The sequence below is a fragment of the Aquirhabdus parva genome (genome assembly GCF_003351745.1).
Taxonomy (GTDB): Bacteria; Pseudomonadota; Gammaproteobacteria; order Pseudomonadales; family Moraxellaceae; genus Aquirhabdus; species Aquirhabdus parva.
The window spans coordinates 1643820-1662320 of sequence record NZ_CP031222.1; the positions used below are offsets into that span (position 1 = coordinate 1643820).

The window sequence follows — 18501 nt, forward strand, 5'->3', positions numbered from 1 at the left end:
AAGCCTAGTATGCGAAGTATTTAACGACCCAACAATTCACGTGCAACCACTTCTTTCATAATCTCATTGGTTCCACCATAGATGCGTTGAATACGTGCATCGACATAGAAACGAGAGATTGGATATTCGGTCATATAGCCATATCCACCAAATAATTGCAGTAAGTTATCAGCAATTTTACATTGCACATCGGATGCATAAGCCTTCACAGCTGCTGCTGTTGGCACATCTAATTTAGATTCCATATACTGTTCAATGCTTTGGCGAACAAAGGCTTCAGTTGCCAATGCATCAATTTTGGCTTGAGCCAAAGTAAAACGCGTGTTTTGGAATTTACCAATCGCTTGACCAAAAGCTTGGCGATCATTGACATATTTTACGGTTACATCGATACAGCCAAATATTGCACCTAGTGCTGTAACGGCAATGCCCAGACGCTCACGAGGTAAGTTCTGCATCAAATATGCAAAACCTTGCCCTGCTGCACCCAATAACTGATCTGCAGGTACTTTGACGTTGTCATAAAATAGCTCAGAGGTATCTTGGCTATGCATCCCAATTTTTTCTAAGTTAGTCCCTTTTTTGAAGCCTTCTAGATGGGTATCTACCAACAGTAAAGAAACCCCTTTTGCGCGTGCAGCAGGGTCTGTCTTAGCGGCAAGAATGACCAAATCTGCATGCTGACCGTTGGAGATAAAGGTTTTCGAACCATTTAAAACATAGTGATCGCCATTCAAAATTGCGCTACTGCGTATAGCTTGCAAATCAGAACCTGCTCCAGGTTCTGTCATACCAATGGCGCCAACGGCTTCACCACTCACCAGCTTTGGAATCCATTGCAGTTTCTGAGCTTCAGTACCAATGTGTAGAATGTATGGTGCCGTAATTTCAGAATGTACAGAGATCGCCGTAGACAATGCGCCGTAACCTGCACGAGCAGCTTCTTCAACCAGCATCAAGGAGTAATTTGTCGGTACGCCATAACCACCGTACTGTTCAGGCATGTCCACGCATAAATAGCCGTTTTCACCCAGCTGGTTCCAGACTTCACGCGGCATGATGCCAGCTTTTTCCCATGCTGCATAATAGGGTTCAATGTTATCGAGCATGAAACGACGGAAATTATCACGGAAGAGTTCAAGATCTGAATCATGAGCCAGCATAGGACGTCCTTACGTTGTATTTTGAAAAAAAGTGCAAGAGAAAATTAAAAATCACATGCAACAAAACACTGATTATAAGCTAAAGCCACGCTATGATGGACTGATAAATTAATGCAAAACTGGATTGCACAATTTGCCAATCATTAAGGCTATTTTAATTGGCGGTGAAGCTCAGTTTTAGTCACTTTTGGAAATAATGCATGAATACCCCCAGACCTCGCCCACAACCCAATCAATACAAGGATGTTGAGCATCCATTTGCTCAATATGTCCGTATATTAGGCAAGGGAAAGCGCGGTAGCCGCTCACTCACATTTGAAGAGGCAACAGACGCCTTTGGTCAAATTCTAGATGACCAAGTCTTGGATGTGCAGTTAGGTGCATTTTTAATGCTGCTACGCGTTAAAGAGGAATCCGTAGATGAGTTGGCTGGATTTGTGACGGCTACACGTGAACGTTTAAATCTCCCTGCCCTTTCCGTCGATTTAGATTGGTCAAGCTATGCGGGTAAGCGTAAGCATTATCCTTGGTTCTTATTGGCAGCATTGACTCTGGCACAATCTGGTATTCGTGTCTTTATGCACGGTGCAGCGGGTCACACCATCAACCGCCTTTATACTGAAAACGTGCTTCCAGTGCTAGGTTTCCCTATTTGCCAATCTGCCGATGAAGTTCAAGCGGCAATTGAGCAATATCATTTTGCCTATCTACCCTTGTCGGTATTTTCTCCCAAACTTGGCGAGTTAATTGAGCTACGGAATGTGATGGGTTTGCGTTCTCCCGTACATACGCTGGCCCGACTTATCAACCCTTTTGATGCCCCAGTAACCTTGCAATCCATTTTTCACCCTGCATATCGGGTTTCACATCAACAAACCGCACTCCGCTTAGGATATGCCAATGCAGCAGTCATTAAGGGTGAAGGGGGCGAGTTTGAGCGTAATCCTGATGCACGGACCTTGGTACTAGGCATCAAGGATGGTATTAGTTATGAAACAGAATGGGAAATGTTGAATGAGGCACGCAGTGATGTTGAAGAGAATTTCGATCTAGATCACTTTATCTCGGTATGGAAAGGAAAATCACAGCATACTTATGGTGAAAAAGCTGTGGTTGGAACGCTTGCTTTAGCACTGATGGCACTTCAAAAAGCACAAACCATGGAAGCTGCGATGCATCTGGCTCAAAATATGTGGGATAGCAGACCAAGGATCTAATATTTTGATTTGGTAAATGAGCAGATGATGCCGGAAACAGGAGTCGAACCTACACCTCTTATGATGGGCTTGATCTTTAAATAATTGAAGTTTTAATCTCAAACGAACTCCTCTTTGTTCAGGAGGAGTTCGTCTCATCTTCATTACTTTAACCCGCTATTCTCAAGTAACTTTAAACCGGACCAATGTCGTGCAAATTGGGCGGCTGCACGGCCTGAACGCTGGCCTCGTGCCAGTGACCATTTTAAAGCTTCGGCACGTGCAATTTCATCCAGTGGGATATTCTGCTTATTGAGCCAATGGGTCACGATATCTAAGTAGGTATCTTGATCCATCGGATGAAACGCAAGCCATAAGCCAAAACGATCAGATAAAGAGACCTTCTCTTCCACCGATTCCTGCGGATGAATCTCTCCTTGGAATGCAGCATCTGTACGTGTTACGGGCTGATTCTCATGCATAAACTCAGGTAGCAAGTGGCGACGATTGCTGGTTGCATAAATCAGTACATTGCCAGAATTGGATTGAACCGAGCCATCAAGAGCACTCTTGAGCGCTCTATAATTCTCATCTTCGGCGTTAAATGCCAAATCATCACAATAGACAATAAACTTCTCTGGCCGCCCGCTGATCATCGAACGAATTTGCGATAGGTGTGCTAAATCGTCGCGTGCAACTTCAATGACACGTAAACCTTGCTGCTGATAGTCGGTTAAAAGACCACGAATCAAAGATGACTTCCCCGTTCCCCGGGCACCGGTGAGCAGCACATCATTGGCAGGAAAACCCGCCAGAAACTGTTGTGTATTTTGGATGATGCGCTGTTTTTGACGCTCAATCCCAAGTAAATCACTTAAAGCTACAGGCTGTTTAGAGTAAACAGAAATTAAGCTTTTGTTTTGCCAAATAAATGCGGGTGCATCGAAATCAGGAGGCGTCGGTAATGGTGGTAGTACACGATGGGCCTGTTCAACGAGTTGTTCTAAACGCGCAATGAGGGATTCGGATAAATTCATGGTAGATCACGGTTCCATTCTTCAAAATCTATAACTGCCAAAGAGGCATAGCGTGTGTCTTAAGAGGATTCTATAATAGATCGAGTATAGGGAGTATTTTATAAGAAACCTATGCGAGTAAACCTTGCTACAAAAAAACTTTTTAAGTATGATTCCATGCGTTTTTTAGCCGGTATAGCTCAGTCGGTAGAGCAGCTCATTCGTAATGAGAAGGTCGTAGGTTCGATTCCTATTTCCGGCACCATCTGCAATTTACATCTCTAAGCACTTCTTAATACTCAAACAGGGTGATGTAAGCCCCTGGGTAAAGATCTGTACGACTTCCTTGAGTAAACCTTAATTTATGCCATAAAGGGTCTAGAATTAAAGATACTTAATTACTAAGCACTCATGGCACAAGGAGTCAATTATGAAACCCCTCTATATCGCTGCTTTAGCAACATTAGGCGTAGTCGCTTATAAAAAGATGAAGCCTAGCAAGAAGTCTAAAGTTTCTCATGTTCCCGAACACACATACCCTACTGCCCCGCCAACTGATGTCGAGTAAGTGAAAAAGCCCACTATTTAAGTGGGCTTTTTATGAGCTTTAAATATGATCTTTACATGATCGTTAAATTCGTTTTGATATGTATATTGCCGTTGTGGAAAGGCTCTACAAGAATTAGTCGCAGTGCAATGCTAACAAATAATATCTTGGCTTGAAAAATAATTTTCCATAATGTATGACATACTCAAGTGATGCAGAATCCTACTGCAAATGCTAAATAATGGCTGTCTTATCAGCCTGTATTCATACGGATTATGAGGTCATAAATGTCAAAAAAAATTCTACACTCAAATCGTCAATCCGTACTTCATCTATCCAAGTTACCTGTAGTTCTTGCTGTAATAGCATCGTTAACAATCGCCAGTTGTGACAAAAAAAATGACGAGGAACCAATTACACGCTTTGCTGAGAGTGACAAAGTTGTTCGTCTGATTCCTGCACGTGTCAAAGATCGCAAAGGTTGGGCCAAGGATATGCTTTCCATTATGGATGAAGCAAAAGTTCCTCATACGCTTGAAAATATTTGCAGCATTGTGGCGATTGTCGATCAAGAATCCAATTTTCATGCTGATCCCGCAGTTGCCGGTCTATCGCGAGATGCCAAAGAAGCACTGTTTGAACGTATTCAAGACAAACTTGGGGATACTGGTGTTGATAAGTTCAAAGCAATGTTGAAGAGTAAGCCTGCGCCTGACGAAAATTTTATGATGCAAATCGATAAAATCAAAACGGAGAGAGATTTAGATCTGTTATATCGACAAATGTTCGATTATTTCCGAGATCACTACAACCTTTCCTTATTAACAGGTGCCGCAAGCTTGATTTCTGGGCATGATATGAAAGAGTATTTGAACCCGATTAAGACCTTAGGATCGATGCAAGTTCATGTCAATTTTGCATTTAGCCACCCTCACAATTCAAAAAAGACTGATGACATCCGTGATGAAATGTATACCCAGTATGGTGGTATGTATTACGGTATATTAAGACTTATGGATTATGACGCGGCTTACGATAAGCCGATCTATCGCTTTGCAGACTATAATTCTGGGATGTACTCCAGTCGGAATGCGGCTTTTCAGCAGGCAATTAGTAAGTTATCGGATATTCCGCTTGCCTATGATGGTGATCTTCTTTCTTATGACAAAGATGAAAATGCGTTATCCCAACGCTCTAATACCGAGATCCAAATTGCGATGATTGCTCGTGAAAATAATTTAGGATTATCAGCAGCGAATATTCGTGGTGATTTATTAAAAGAAAAAGAAAAGAATCTTGAAGAAACTGAAACGTATAAAAAAATAAATGAAATCTATCTCAACGAATTCAATAAACAAGCTCCTTACGCCATCATGCCTCAGGTGGTTATTTCTGGACCTAAGCTAAGCCGCGATTACAATACAAATTGGTACGCAAGTCGAGTGAATGGTCGTTACCTACACTGCGTTAGTGTAGGTAAAAGACTACGCTTCACATCTGAAAAATTAAGCGATAATGACGATGAGTAGACTGTTTTCTGAAATTAAAAAACTGCCATCTGATCGCGATGAATCATTTCAATCGAATTCTGCTCACCCAATAGTGCGGTAATTTTTGAAGACGGCTGTCGTGCAACAAGCGCTGCTGATGCTGAGTCAAAGTTGACGATTCCAACAGCTATACGCTGCCCTTGTTGGCTGACACATTCCACCACATCGCCACGCTCAAACGCCCCTTCTACAGCTTGTACACCAACAGGTAATAGACTTCGTTTATCAATTTTTAAGGCACGTATCGCGCCATCATCCAGAATCAAACGCCCTGCGGTCTGTAAATGTGCAGCTAGCCACTGCTTGCGTGCAGTTAGACGGTCTGCATCAGGCGTGAGTAATGTACCTAACTCCTCACCATCGATGAGACGCAATAAGACTTGCTCTGCTTGACCGCTGGCAATGAGTGTAGGGCAACCTGATTTAGCAGCTAAACGCGCTGCGCGTACTTTAGTGACCATCCCGCCACGACCGAGTACACCGCCACCACCGGCCATTTCGAATAAGGTTTCATCCATTGCGCGCACGCTGGAAAGTAATGTCGCGTTACTATCTTTACGTGGGTCTCGATCAAACATGCCTTGTTGATCCGTTAAAATGATGAGTAAATCAGCACCGACCAGCGCTGCGACTAATGCCCCTAGCGTGTCATTATCTCCAAAACGAATTTCGTCAGTTGCGACAGTGTCATTTTCATTAATCACAGGAATTACGCGCCAGTCGATAAGTTGGCGTAAGGTGTTGCCACCATTAAGATAACGTTGACGATCTGACAAATCATCATGTGTAAGCAAAACTTGTGCAGTCTGGATGTCATGATCAAGTAATGCAGAGGACCAAGCTTCGACCAGACCCATTTGCCCAATTGCTGCACAGGCTTGTAATGCAGGTAAATTATCAGGACGTCCTGACAGTTTCATACGAACCATGCCTTCAGCAACAGCCCCTGAAGATACCAGAATGACTTCACAGCCTTGTGCATGTAGAGTTGCCAACTGCTTGGCCCAGCTAGTAATCGCTTGACGATCCAACCCAAGGCCATTGGCAGTCAGTAAGGCTGAACCAATCTTGACGACAATACGTTTACAGGCAAGTTGACGCTTTTTCATGTATGGCTCTAAATGTGATGCTTTAAAAAACGCAGTACTCATTGCGGAGTTGTGCAGCGAGGAATTATAGGGGATTCTTGAAGCTCTGTCCTAACCTTGCTATGAGAAGTCCATTTTTTTCAAAAAAAATAGGGAAGATAATGACTCATTACCTTCCCTATGCATGTGGCTAAATTGGATTAGCGAACATACTCATATTCAACATCATAGTCATCTTCATTCCAATCGTCATCATCGTCTTCGCCTGCGGCTTCACGTTCAGCGCGTCGTGCCGCACGCAGTGCGTCACGTTGAGCAATCGCATTTTCACGGGTTTCTTGTTCAAGACGTTGGCGACGTTGGCGCTGAGCTTCAGCAAAGTCTGGTTCCTCAGCTTCACGTTCACGCTCAAGATCAATTTGGTCCATCAGGTAATAGACCACAGCTTTTGTTCCTTCACCCGTGAGGCCTGAAGTACGGAATACGGGTCCAGTCCAGCCTAATTCTGCGACGATATGAGTACAAATCGCATTGTGTTCTTCTTCTGGGACTTGATCGAGTTTATTCAAGACCAGAACCATTGGAAGTTCAGCAAGTGCAGGAGAGAATCGAGCCAGTTCGTCGATAATGACTTTGGCATTATGCGCAGGATCCGACTGATCAACAGGTTGTACATCAATGAGATGCAGTAAGATTCGAGTACGGGCTAGATGTTTCAGAAAGCGAATGCCTAGTCCAGCGCCTTCAGCAGCCCCTTCAATCAGTCCAGGAATATCAGCCATCACAAATGAGCGATAGCGATCTGCGTCGACCACACCAAGGTTTGGAACCAGCGTGGTAAATGGATAATCAGCAACCTTAGGTTTAGCTGCGCTCACAGCGCGGATAAACGTTGATTTGCCGGCATTGGGCAAACCCAAGAGCCCAACATCAGCAATGACTTTAAGTTCCAAGCGGATATCACGTGCTTCACCAGCAAATCCGGGCAATGCTTTACGTGGTGCACGATTTGTTGAGGTTTTAAAGTGAGTATTCCCAAGTCCGCCTCCGCCACCAGCGGCTACCAACAAGCGATCTCCGCCTTGAGTTAAATCACCGATCACATCACCAGTAGCGACATCAACGACCGTTGTTCCAACAGGTACTTTAAGAATGACATCATCAGCGCCACGTCCCGAGCAGTTTGCACCGCGGCCATTATTACCGCGATTAGCACGAAACTTACGAGTGTAACGATAGTCAACTAAGGTATTGGCGTCTACATCAGCTTCAATAATGATATCACCGCCTTTTCCACCATCACCGCCATCTGGGCCGCCAAACGGAATATATTTCTCACGTCGAAAGCTGGCCACGCCATTGCCACCCGCGCCTGCTTCGACATAAATCACTGCTTCATCGACAAAGCGCATGGCATTGCTCCCGCGTTATTGATATATGGTTGGTAAATATTTGATACGTGTTTTTCACGACCGCATATTATGCCACAACTATGTCTAAAAGTCTGGCGTGATTTAGCACGATCATTCGTGACGTCGATTTTAAATGAATTAGATTGAATGGTTAAGTGGTTTTAATCGTAGTACGGTTCGATAGTGTATTGCGGTTCATCAGGCTCGATATCATTATCTTTCTCAAGTCCGGCTAGACTTTCTACATAAAGCATGGTGACTTTATAACCTGCGGATTGATAAATAGTTTGTTCTAAAATCTTATTGGGGAAATCAAACTCATTGTGAGGTTCAAGCCAGATATGCGCTGGGATTGCTTCCCAATCAGAAATGTACTCACCCGCCTGTCTACTGGGTGAGCGAAGCGGTAGTGGTTGATCTTTTCTCACTTTTAAAGAATATGGCATAACCCCGCTTTTAACCCAGTAGCGTACGGTGTTTTGATGTGAGAAAACAAATGCAAGTGGGTAGTCAGTAAGTACTTTATAACGATGAATAACAGCCTCAAAACTCACATCAAAAAAATCACTTAAATCAGATATGTCTATAAGTTCTGGCGTTCCATACTCATCTAAAATGCGCTTAAATTCAGACTGAGGCATGAGAAGCTCAGAAGCAAAATTATTGGCTTCGATCTCTATCGTCATTAAACTATGAGTAGTAGATGTCGAACGATTTTCTGTATTATCTTTAATATCAGAGGATTTACAGCGAAAGCTTTCTTGTCTATGCCATGGCAGCAAATAGTGCCCTAATTCATGTGCAATAGTAAAACGTCTTCTGCGATACGATGTTCCTGCTTTAATCATGATCGCACCGCGTGATTTCTCAGGGTTGGTAATCAGCATCCCCTCAAAACCATCGGTTGTAAGTTCACTGATAGACTCAATTCCGGCGAGTGTCGCAAACGCTTCGAGTGGAAATGGGTAAGACAGATTGGGATTCTGCTTGAGAATCTCATTTACCACATCGGATGGTGTTTTCTTGTCATCCAGTTCCATCAAATCAAGCGTTAATGCACTCGTCACCGCTACCCCTTTCCACGTAATGTTTTCATCACATTAAGTATCACTTCTTGATCCTTCTGGTCAAGCGATTTCAAATCACGATAGAACACCATCGCCTCATCATTCAATCCAGGTTCTGATTGATTCGGATCGATCAAAAAATCAACGGTTACTTTATAGTAGTCCGCCAATTTCTTGAGCAATTCGGCTGTAGGGTTAGCACTTTTACCTTTTTCAAGTTCCCAAATATGGGTCTTAGTAATGCCTAAGCTATCAGCTGCTTGCTGCAAAGACTCCCCTTTTTTGGCGCGTAGCTCATTTAGCTTTGAACCTAAAGACATTTTTAACTCTCCAAAAAAAATAAAATTTCTAAAATATAAGGGTGTTAGACGCTATGTATAAGATACACCCGAACATATATGTATGTCACTAGTTGACAGATAAAATCGTTAGATGTATCTTACAAAAAACGTTAGCTACATGCGCTAGCTTCAATCCATTAATCAACGATGATTTAAAGAGGCAATGTTATGAACAAGCACACTCAAACTGCCGTTTTTCATGATGAAAAATGGAACATGATGCTAGAGCATTCAACACGCACATTCGGCCAAGGCTTTAATCAATACAGTAGTCATGCATATACACAGCCACAAACGAATATTTATGTACACGATATTCATACACCATTTGCAACACCCAGAAAAGAACAAAGTCGTTGGCAGGCACTCCGACTGAGTATCCATGCTCGTCGAAAGATGAAAACGATTCAGGCTGAAAATGTGGTTGATAAGACATATCCAGTTCAGGATGTACAATATGTCGTGCAACGTATGATTCATGATCTAAAATCAATTGTGAATCAACAAGGTATTCGTGAGATGTATGAGTTGACGGATAAGAAAATCGAGCAATACTGCCATGATATTGAACTTTTAGCTGAGCAAGGCTATCTACAATATGTTGATTTTAGTTTTTTGGTACCCGATTCCATGAGTCATGTGCAGCAGAAATATGTTGAACGAAAAGCTTATCGCTTTGAACTTAATACATCATCTAAAAAGCATCTATCTATGCGGCCAAATGGTGTTTGCGTTTCTTCAAAGGCATCAGACCAGCCGATACTGCGTATTGTTTTAAAGTATACAACTGCTTATACCCTTGCTGCTCAAACAGATATCGAAAATCAGCTTATCGCTTCATGGCAAACATCGTATAGTGATATTAGTCATCAGCAGCTAAAAGCAGATATTGATCGTGATTACTCCTGTAATGGCTATGCGATCCAACGCAAGATTTTTTCTTAATGTAAGATTAGAACTATGCGATCTGGATGTAAAAAGAGCCATTATTTGGCTCTTTTTTATTGATATTTTTTTGCCGAGAATAAGGCAACACATCCTTCGACTTTTACTGAGACATCTGTAAAGCGATCGTTTAATGCTTGCTTTAGATCATTTAGTTGATCATGTTGATTCGAAAAAATGCCCTTTTTATTATAGAAAGCCATTAGCTTTTTTGCACCCCAGTTGCGTGGAAGATCACCTTGAAGAATTGTGGAGCCAAAAACTACTCCTTCAGGCTTCATCAGAGGCTTGATGTAATCAAAGACAACTGCTTTGGATGCAATATTACCTGGTAAACAATGAAGCAGATAGTTTATGGCAATTGAATCAAATGGCTTAGCATCAATTTCTATCGTTTTCAGCACATTGCGTTGATAAATTTCAGGGGAATATCTTGCAATACGCTTCGAACAGAAAGCTAAAGTTTGTGGATTGAGGTCCATCAATGCTATGCGAGGTGCTGATGCGAACGGACTATGATCAAGAAAATACCCCGTTCCAACACCAATATCTAAATGATTTGAAGTGATATGCTTTCTGTAGAGCTGTTCAATATGCGTAGTTGGGCATCGCCAGAGATATCGATTAGAAAATCCCAGAACAAATGCATCGTAAGCCATAAGCGTATATTTTGAATAAACAGCTTGACCTGCTTCGACTTCGCTTTGACTGGCTGATTCATTCATGATGATTACTTCTTATTTTAAATATCTAAAGATTTATACTTAATAGACGACATTTTTCTGAATGTCGCCTACTCAGAATGATTTACGCTTATTCACCACGGCGCCAGGTTGTCCCCCCTTTACCATCTTCTAAAACCACACCTGCATCTAACAGTTCTTTGCGAATCTGGTCAGCCTTCGCAAAGTCGCGTGCAGCTTTTGCTACTTGCCGTGCTTCAATTTGCTGCTCAATTTGTTCACTCGTGAGACCTTGCCCCGCATCAGCTTCACCTTGTAAGAAGTCTACCGGATTGCTGTTCAATAATCCGAGAATTCCAGCCAGATCGCGTAGATGCTGCGTTAACGGTAACGCTTGTGTGCGTTCTTCGATGGTTTCAAGTCGCAATACTCTATTGATTTCACGTGTTAACTCAAATAATACTGCCAAAGCTTCAGGTGTATTAAAGTCATCATTCATGGCAGCATTAAAACGCTCCAAAGTGTTACCGATAACTTTTTCATATGTTTCATGTAATTTAATTTCAGTTACATGTAGCTCTTTGGTCGCTTTTAGCGTTTGATAAAACCGCGAAAGTGCTTGCTTTGCATCCTTTAATGCACTGTCCGAGAAATTGAGTGGACTACGGTAATGACTTCCAACAATGAAGTAACGAATGACCTCTGGTGCAAACTGTCGCATCACATCACGAATAGTGAAAAAGTTGCCTAATGACTTCGACATTTTTTCACCATCGACATTAACAAAGCCAACGTGTAGCCATGTATTGACATATGTCTCGCCTGTGGCTCCTTCGCTCTGCGCGATCTCATTTTCATGGTGAGGAAACAATAGATCTCCGCCACCACCATGAATATCAAAATGATTTCCTAAATTGCAAGTCGACATGGCTGAGCACTCAATGTGCCAGCCTGGACGCCCAATTCCCCATGGAGATTGCCAAGAAGGCTCGTGAGGTTTAGCCGCTTTCCAAAGGACAAAGTCGGCAGGATTTTTCTTATCGCTATCGACATCAACTCGGGCACCTGCTTGTAAATCTTCCTGCGCACGACCAGACAAACGTCCATAACGTGGGAATGAATTAACTGCATAATAGACATCCCCCCCCTCAACGGCATAGGCATGATCTTTTTTTATCAAAGTGCTAATCATGCCCTGCATTTCGTCAATATATTCGGTTGCAAGTGGCGATTGATCTGGACGTGCGCAACCTAAACGATCAGCATCCTCGTTCATTGCGTCGATGAAACGTGTTGTTAATGATTGGATGGATTCATTGTTTTCATTTGCCCGAGCAATGATTTTGTCATCAATATCCGTAATGTTACGCACATATTTGACCCGCCAACCTTGCGCACGCAAGAAACGAACCATGTAATCAAAAGAGACCATGACGCGAGCGTGTCCGATATGGCAATAGTCATAAACGGTCATACCACAAACATACAACCCAATCTCGCCTGAAACACGCGGTACAAATACTTCTTTGCGTCGTGTTTCTGAGTTATGGAGAACTAACGAGGTTAAGGGCTGAGCAGTTGCGGTGGTCATGAAACATCCTTTAAAGAATAAAAAGAAAAAAACAGGGGGCAAGCTACAAGATAAAGGCTTTAAATAAAAGCTCTTGTAATAAAGTAACATATCTTAAAGTATGAAGGTACGTGTAAAACAGCACGATTTGCCACGAAATGGCACCAAAAAATAAAGCCAACAAATTCTGGCTTTATTAAAAGTATGAACACGTTGACAATTAAGGTATAAGCGCTGCGTAAATGACTGTAGAATCACTTTGCGTGCACGGCACTGTTTTTGCCATAATGGCGTATATCTATATCAATCATCTGGAACTTGTTTGTGAACTCGGTTAACCCAATGCCTATTACATTAAAACCAGCACCTAAAAGTTTATTGGATTCTGCATTTGCAACGATTGCAACAGAACAACATGCGATTGATGTTCTTAAAGGCGAGTTAGATGAGCGCTTTGAAAAAGCGTGTCATGTTCTATTAGCATGTACAGGTAAAGTGGTCGTGACCGGCATGGGCAAGTCTGGCCATATCGCACGAAAAATCGCGGCAACATTTGCATCAACAGGAACCCCCGCATTTTTTATGCATCCTGGCGAAGCCAGTCACGGCGATCTGGGTATGTTAACCAAAAATGATGTCTTAATCGCCATTTCAAATTCTGGTGAAAGCACTGAGATTTTAACGCTACTTCCTGTTGTAAAGCGTCATCAAATTACCTTAATTACCATCACCCGTAATCAAAAATCAACCATGGCACGTTTAGCCGATATTGCTCTAACATCTGGCGAAAGCAATGAGGCGTGCCCACTCGGTCTTGCTCCGACCTCAAGTACAACCACAGCGCTAGTTTTAGGTGATGCCTTAGCCGTTGCGCTTCTTGATATTCGCGGTTTTACTGCAGATGATTTTGCACTATCTCATCCAGGCGGTGCATTAGGACGCCGACTGTTAACACGGGTCTCCGATATCATGCATCACGGCGATATGATACCCATGGTGACGACAGGAACCTCCCTTGCAGACTCTCTGCTTGAGATGACCAAAAAGGGGCTAGGAATGACTGCGGTTGTTGACGAGACATCTAAACACCTACTTGGATTATTCACTGACGGTGATTTACGCCGTGTACTTAAGCAGTCCGCATTGTCACATGATTTATTAGATCAGCCGATCGAAAAGCTCATGACTAAAAACCCCATTACCGTAACTGCCCAAATTCTTGCTGCTGAAGCGCTTGCTATCATGGAGAAGCGTAAAATTAACAGTATCCTTGTGCTCGATGATGATCGCCAATTGGTCGGTGCACTCAATATGCATGATTTGCTGCAAGCTGGGGTAATGTAAATGGCATCGTATAGTGTCCAAGAGCGTGCAAAACAAATTCGTTTATTTGTCCTTGATGTTGATGGTATTTTTAGTGATGGGCGGTTAACGTTCACCAATAGTGGCGAAGAGCTCAAATCTTTTGATGTTCAGGATGGCTTTGGGATCAAATGTATTCAGGATGCTGGCATCATTGTTGGCGTTATCACTGGGCGTTCGAGCAATATTGTCCAAAATCGTATGCAAGCTTTAGGCATTACCCATATTATTCAAGGCCGAGAGGATAAAGGCGTTGCTCTACGCACACTTTGCCAAGAACTAAATATTGACTTACTTGAGACGGCTTATATGGGTGATGACTGGCCCGATTTAACGGCGCTCGGTTTAGTCGGTTTAGCTTTAACTGCTCCAAATGCACATGCCGAAGTTCGAAAACGTGCACATTTCGTGACACAAAACCGAGGTGGTCAAGGAGCTGTACGTGAAGTTTGTGATTTACTACTTCAAGCTCAAGGTCATTACGACGATTTACTGACGCACTACACACGCTCATTTGCGATCCATCATACTTCCAAGCACTCACTCGCTAAGAGTAAATCATGAGTACTCGAATTCTTTACTTGATTGCATTGATTTTTATGGCTGCATCCGTACTTTTTTATTCATTAAATCGCGAAAAAGTACAAAAGCAAGTAGCGACACATTCTGACATCGACTTTTCAGCCAGTACCATCAATGCACGTCAAACTGATGAGCAAGGTCAAATACAGAATCAATTACAAGCGGATGCTTTAAGACACTACCCTGATGGCGATCGCATGGAACTCGATCAAATTACGTCGACTTGGTATAAGGGCGGCTTACCACAAACCACCTTAAATGCGGATAAAGGCGTGAGCTTTCAAAATAATGACAAAGTCGTACTCACCGGTAATGTACATGTGCAACAATTGGCAAAAGACGGTAAAGCGCCTACTGATTTGTATACCACAGTCATGAATGGTTACCCAAAGACCAAGCAAGTAGATACGGATCAAGTCGTCACGATAAAAAGTGCTCAATCTAATCTCGTCTCACAAGGCGTTCGCGCTGACCTCAATATAGGTCAATACGAATTTTTCAAATTAAGAGGAATTTATGCAACTCCCCGTCCGTAGATTTGTATCCGAAGTTCAGTTAACAATACCGCGCATATTGCTGAGCAGTGTTGGCATATTTGCGTCATTTTTAATCAGTCAATATGTTTATGCTCTTGAAAGTGACCATGATCAACCTGTCCACCTTGAGGCGGATCGTGCGGTGTATAACCAACAAACAGGCGTGACTGTTTATACTGGTAATGTCGTGATCACTCAAGGGACCATTCGCTTACAAGCTGATTCAGTAATTGCAAATCTTGATCAAAATAAGTCCATCAAAGATGTCACCGCGACTGGAAAGCCAGCTAAATTCCAACAAAAAATTAATCCTGATAAGGGGATCGTGTATGGAGAAGGCGATCAGGTGTTTTATGATGCAAAATCTTCTCAAGTCACATTAACTGGAAATGCCAAATTGAATCAAGATGGTTCAAGCTTTGTTGGCAATACTTTACGCTACGGTATGACTCAAGGGGATATCGAAGGGAATGGTAATGCACAACAGCGAGTCCAAATGGTCATTCCTCCTAGTGCGACACGGACCCCCTCCAGTGTGAAATCAAAATAAGACCTTCTCAATCATGTTTTGAGAGGTTTATAATTTATTTATGAAAATAGATGCTTACATTTTTTTACTGTAAGCCATTAGGCACAGAGCTCTTACTATAGGTTTTAATCATGCCCTCCGAAATGGAAACAAAGCAGCCTGCATCAGCAATCGTGCATAAAGTATTAACGATTGAAAATCTCGCTAAAAGCTATGATAAACGTCAGGTTGTGCGTGATGTTTCTTTTCAACTGACCAGTGGTCAAATTGTTGGGCTTTTGGGACCGAATGGTGCTGGCAAAACAACCAGTTTCTATATGCTGGTTGGTCTCGTGCAAATGGATCGCGGACGCATCTTCCTCGATGATAAAGATTTATCTTCTTTAGCCATGCATGAACGTGCTAGGCGCGGTATTGGCTACCTGCCCCAAGAACCTTCAATTTTTCGCAAGCTGTCAATTGCTGATAACATCATGGCAGTTCTGGAAACCCGTGATGAATTGAGTAAAGCCCAGCGTAAGGAACGTTTAGAGGCTCTTCTTGAAGAGTTCCACATTACGCATATACGCAACTCACTGGGCATGAGTGTTTCTGGTGGTGAGCGTCGACGTGCAGAAATTGCACGGGCTTTGGCTTTGGATCCTACATTTATTTTGTTGGATGAACCTTTTGCTGGGGTTGACCCTATTTCAGTTGCCGACATTAAAAAGATTATTCAGGGTCTGAAGTGCCGTGGCATCGGTGTACTTATAACTGACCATAACGTACGGGATACGCTTGCGATTTGCGAAAAAGCATATATCGTTAGTGAAGGCGCAGTGATTGCCGAAGGCTCTCCGGAAGAAGTCTTATCCAATGAGCTTGTTCGTCAAGTTTATCTGGGTGATGACTTTAAGCTGGTCTGACTATGGATAGTTTTAATCACTAGACATAAATACATCTCATTACAAAATATCAATTGAATCATGACGGTAAAGGTCATGATTTTTTTATTGTTTATGGCTATTCTGTTTAATTAATTTCAATAGATGTTTTAAAATTATTGAAGCATTAATACGTTATATTTTTCGCAAGTTTCAAAATAATTTTCATTATTCAAAAATATGGATGATCACATGGGCGCACTCACTATGACTTTTAAATCAAATACTCTCCTCATGACTCGCATAACGCTGCTTGCTGGTCTATGTGTAATAACGGCTCCAGTATTTGCAGATAACACTGAAACCATCAATGCCATTGGACAAGTTGCAACGGCAATGGGTGCTCAAGGCGGAAACAATAGTGGAACCTATAATCAGATTGGGCAAATTGCTGGTGCATTCGGTGGACAACAAGGTGCAGCAAATTCGACATCCCCATCTAATAGCGGTGGGCTTGGTCAGCTTGGACAATATGCCGGTGCATTAGGTCTTGGCGGAGCAGCAACTACAAATACAAGTCTGACGACTCAACCTGTACTGTATTCTGATAATGATCTCAAAGGTATGGATTGTTTAGGGTTAGAGCTGGCTTCAACACGAACTAATAATGCAATCAATAAAACCAAAGCTAATGCTACTGACTTACTTGCGACAGTAAAACAGGAACAAGGTCAGCAAAAAAGCCAAGCCAGTGCTGCCGCTGATATTGGTGCATTGATACTTGCTCAGCGCGGTGGAAAGACTGGCGAATATGCCAAGCTTTATCAGAATATGAAAGGTGATCCCAATGCAAATAGCAACGCATTAGACATCGAGATCAAAAATCTTGAAAAAATGAATGAACAAACGGCTGAGATCAAGGTTTATCAAAAATACAAAAACTGCCCCGGTTCAACAACCGTAACGCCGACTCCAGCTCCGGCACAAATTGCAGCCCCTGTTGCAGCAGCAGCGACTACTGCTGCAGTTGCTACAACAACCACTAAAGCGACTAAGAAGAAAACAAAGAAAAAAGTGGTCAAGAAAACCAGCTAATTAGGTTGGTGACCAAGGATGGATAACCATTCTTGGTCACATTCTACTACTCCCACCATGGGTAAAATGACGGCATCGCTGAAGCCTTACCAGTAAATTGCGTTTCACGTTTCTCTAAAAATGCTGCTACACCTTCTTTTCCATCACCGATACTGCTATAAAACATGGCTAATGAGTCCACGTTATGTGCATCACGGGGATGGGGTGCCGCGCTATTTCGATACATCATCTGACGTACAAGTGCGGTTGCAATTTGAGATTTTCCAGAAACGATACGACGTGCCAGAGCTTGTGCCTCAATCAACAATTGATCTGCAGGATAAACCGCTTTAACCAAGCGTCCTGCTAATGCCTCGTGAGCACCAAAAATATCGGCTGTATAAACCCACTCTAAAGCTTGCTGAATACCAACAATGCGCGGTAAGAACCAACTTGAACAGGCTTCTGAACAAATCCCTAGTTTTCCAAAAACAAAACCAATTTTAGCCTTCTCTGATGCTAAGCGAATATCCATGGCTAAGGTCATGGTCACCCCGACCCCAACGGCCGCGCCATTGATTGCCGCAATGACTGGTTTTTTACAGTCATAAATAGACAGTACCACTCTTCCACCCGTATCACGTACACCGTGTTTGATCATGGGATCTTCACCGCGTTGTTGTAGTTCTTGTAAACTAGGCTGTAGCGATTCATCCAACCCAAAAACATTGCCTTCACGAGTCAGATCCATACCCGCACAAAAAGCTCGCCCAGAGCCTGTCACTATGACTGCGCCAACCTTATCGTCATCATTGATCCGGGTGAAAAAGTCGATTAACTCATTCGCCATCTCAACTGTGAAAGAGTTCATTTCCTCAGGACGATTTAAAGTGAGCGTTAAAACTCCCTGATCCAATGCGGTATGTAAGGTGTTGTATTGATAGTCCATATCATCCTCTAAATCGTTATCAGGGTTG

General features: G+C 42.7%; 19 protein-coding genes and 1 tRNA gene. 11 read left to right on the forward strand and 9 right to left on the reverse strand.

Going from position 1 to position 18501, the window contains the following annotated elements; all coding sequences use genetic code 11:
• Nucleotides 1–20: 20 nt before the first annotated feature.
• Entirely contained in the window at nt 21–1163 is a 1143-nt protein-coding gene (locus HYN46_RS07345; protein WP_114898770.1) for an acyl-CoA dehydrogenase family protein, read from the reverse strand.
• A 200-nt stretch (nt 1164–1363) separates the two neighbouring features.
• Here HYN46_RS07345 and HYN46_RS07350 point away from each other — a divergent pair, with 200 nt between their 5' ends.
• Nucleotides 1364–2380 (forward strand): glycosyl transferase family protein, encoded by a 1017-nt coding sequence (locus HYN46_RS07350; RefSeq protein WP_114898771.1) that lies wholly within the window; start codon nt 1364–1366, stop codon nt 2378–2380.
• Nucleotides 2381–2523: 143 nt separating this feature from the next.
• Here HYN46_RS07350 and HYN46_RS07355 read toward each other — a convergent pair whose 3' ends face one another.
• Nucleotides 2524–3396: an ATP-binding protein gene (locus tag HYN46_RS07355; protein ID WP_114898772.1), complete on the reverse strand. Its 873-nt coding sequence runs from the start codon at nt 3394–3396 to the stop codon at nt 2524–2526.
• Between the two features lie 168 nt (nt 3397–3564).
• On the opposite strand from HYN46_RS07355, the gene HYN46_RS07360 reads away from it, so the two are divergent.
• The 3 genes from HYN46_RS07360 (at nt 3565) to HYN46_RS07365 (ending at nt 5451) form a co-directional block, all read left to right on the forward strand.
• Nucleotides 3565–3640 (forward strand) — tRNA-Thr (locus HYN46_RS07360).
• A 165-nt stretch (nt 3641–3805) separates the two neighbouring features.
• On the forward strand, nt 3806–3943 hold the full coding sequence (locus HYN46_RS17240) for a hypothetical protein (RefSeq protein WP_162818114.1): 138 nt from the start codon (nt 3806–3808) through the stop codon (nt 3941–3943).
• 266 nt (nt 3944–4209) lie between these two features.
• Nucleotides 4210–5451 carry a DUF1615 family protein gene (locus tag HYN46_RS07365; RefSeq protein WP_114898773.1) on the forward strand — a complete coding sequence of 414 codons (1242 nt, stop codon included), beginning with the start codon at nt 4210–4212 and terminating at the stop codon, nt 5449–5451.
• 14 nt (nt 5452–5465) lie between these two features.
• On the opposite strand, the gene proB is transcribed toward HYN46_RS07365, so the two are convergent.
• The 4 genes from proB to HYN46_RS07385 form a co-directional block, all read right to left on the reverse strand.
• Entirely contained in the window at nt 5466–6581 is a 1116-nt protein-coding gene (gene proB / locus HYN46_RS07370) for a glutamate 5-kinase (RefSeq protein ID WP_114898774.1), read from the reverse strand.
• 179 nt (nt 6582–6760) lie between these two features.
• Nucleotides 6761–7972 (reverse strand): Obg family GTPase CgtA, encoded by a 1212-nt coding sequence (cgtA, locus tag HYN46_RS07375; RefSeq protein WP_114898775.1) that lies wholly within the window; start codon nt 7970–7972, stop codon nt 6761–6763.
• A 161-nt stretch (nt 7973–8133) separates the two neighbouring features.
• Nucleotides 8134–9039 (reverse strand): ImmA/IrrE family metallo-endopeptidase, encoded by a 906-nt coding sequence (locus tag HYN46_RS07380; RefSeq protein WP_114898776.1) that lies wholly within the window; start codon nt 9037–9039, stop codon nt 8134–8136.
• Between the two features lie 2 nt (nt 9040–9041).
• Nucleotides 9042–9359 carry a helix-turn-helix domain-containing protein gene (locus HYN46_RS07385; protein ID WP_114898777.1) on the reverse strand — a complete coding sequence of 106 codons (318 nt, stop codon included), beginning with the start codon at nt 9357–9359 and terminating at the stop codon, nt 9042–9044.
• Nucleotides 9360–9596: 237 nt separating this feature from the next.
• On the opposite strand from HYN46_RS07385, the gene HYN46_RS07390 reads away from it, so the two are divergent.
• The gene (locus HYN46_RS07390) at nt 9597–10325 is read left to right on the forward strand and encodes an HORMA-1 domain-containing protein (protein ID WP_162818115.1); all 729 of its coding nucleotides are present in this window, start codon (nt 9597–9599) and stop codon (nt 10323–10325) included.
• A 56-nt stretch (nt 10326–10381) separates the two neighbouring features.
• Here the strand turns inward: HYN46_RS07390 and HYN46_RS07395 are convergent, their stop codons facing one another.
• A complete protein-coding gene (locus HYN46_RS07395) occupies nt 10382–11050 on the reverse strand; it encodes a class I SAM-dependent methyltransferase (protein ID WP_114898779.1) in 669 nt (222 codons plus the stop codon).
• Between the two features lie 88 nt (nt 11051–11138).
• Nucleotides 11139–12599 (reverse strand): cysteine--tRNA ligase, encoded by a 1461-nt coding sequence (gene cysS, locus HYN46_RS07400; protein WP_114898780.1) that lies wholly within the window; start codon nt 12597–12599, stop codon nt 11139–11141.
• A 321-nt stretch (nt 12600–12920) separates the two neighbouring features.
• Between cysS and HYN46_RS07405 the strand changes: the two genes are divergently transcribed.
• From HYN46_RS07405 to HYN46_RS07430, 6 genes are all read left to right on the forward strand, one after another.
• Nucleotides 12921–13922, forward strand: coding sequence for a KpsF/GutQ family sugar-phosphate isomerase (locus tag HYN46_RS07405; protein ID WP_114898781.1), 1002 nt, complete (start codon nt 12921–12923; stop codon nt 13920–13922).
• Nucleotides 13923–14504, forward strand: a complete 582-nt coding sequence (kdsC, locus tag HYN46_RS07410) for a 3-deoxy-manno-octulosonate-8-phosphatase KdsC (protein WP_114898782.1) — start codon at nt 13923–13925, stop codon at nt 14502–14504.
• Entirely contained in the window at nt 14501–15058 is a 558-nt protein-coding gene (gene lptC, locus HYN46_RS07415) for an LPS export ABC transporter periplasmic protein LptC (RefSeq protein ID WP_114898783.1), read from the forward strand. Before kdsC ends, lptC begins: the two co-directional genes overlap by 4 nt.
• Nucleotides 15039–15608: a lipopolysaccharide transport periplasmic protein LptA gene (lptA, locus tag HYN46_RS07420; protein WP_114898784.1), complete on the forward strand. Its 570-nt coding sequence runs from the start codon at nt 15039–15041 to the stop codon at nt 15606–15608. Before lptC ends, lptA begins: the two co-directional genes overlap by 20 nt.
• 110 nt (nt 15609–15718) lie before the next feature.
• Nucleotides 15719–16492, forward strand: a complete 774-nt coding sequence (gene lptB, locus HYN46_RS07425; RefSeq protein WP_407640776.1) for an LPS export ABC transporter ATP-binding protein — start codon at nt 15719–15721, stop codon at nt 16490–16492.
• 210 nt (nt 16493–16702) lie between these two features.
• Complete coding sequence (locus HYN46_RS07430; protein ID WP_114898786.1) at nt 16703–17545, forward strand: hypothetical protein; 843 nt, start codon at nt 16703–16705, stop codon at nt 17543–17545.
• Between the two features lie 46 nt (nt 17546–17591).
• Here HYN46_RS07430 and HYN46_RS07435 read toward each other — a convergent pair whose 3' ends face one another.
• Entirely contained in the window at nt 17592–18473 is an 882-nt protein-coding gene (locus tag HYN46_RS07435; RefSeq protein WP_114898787.1) for a crotonase/enoyl-CoA hydratase family protein, read from the reverse strand.
• Between the last annotated feature and the right edge of the window lie 28 nt (nt 18474–18501).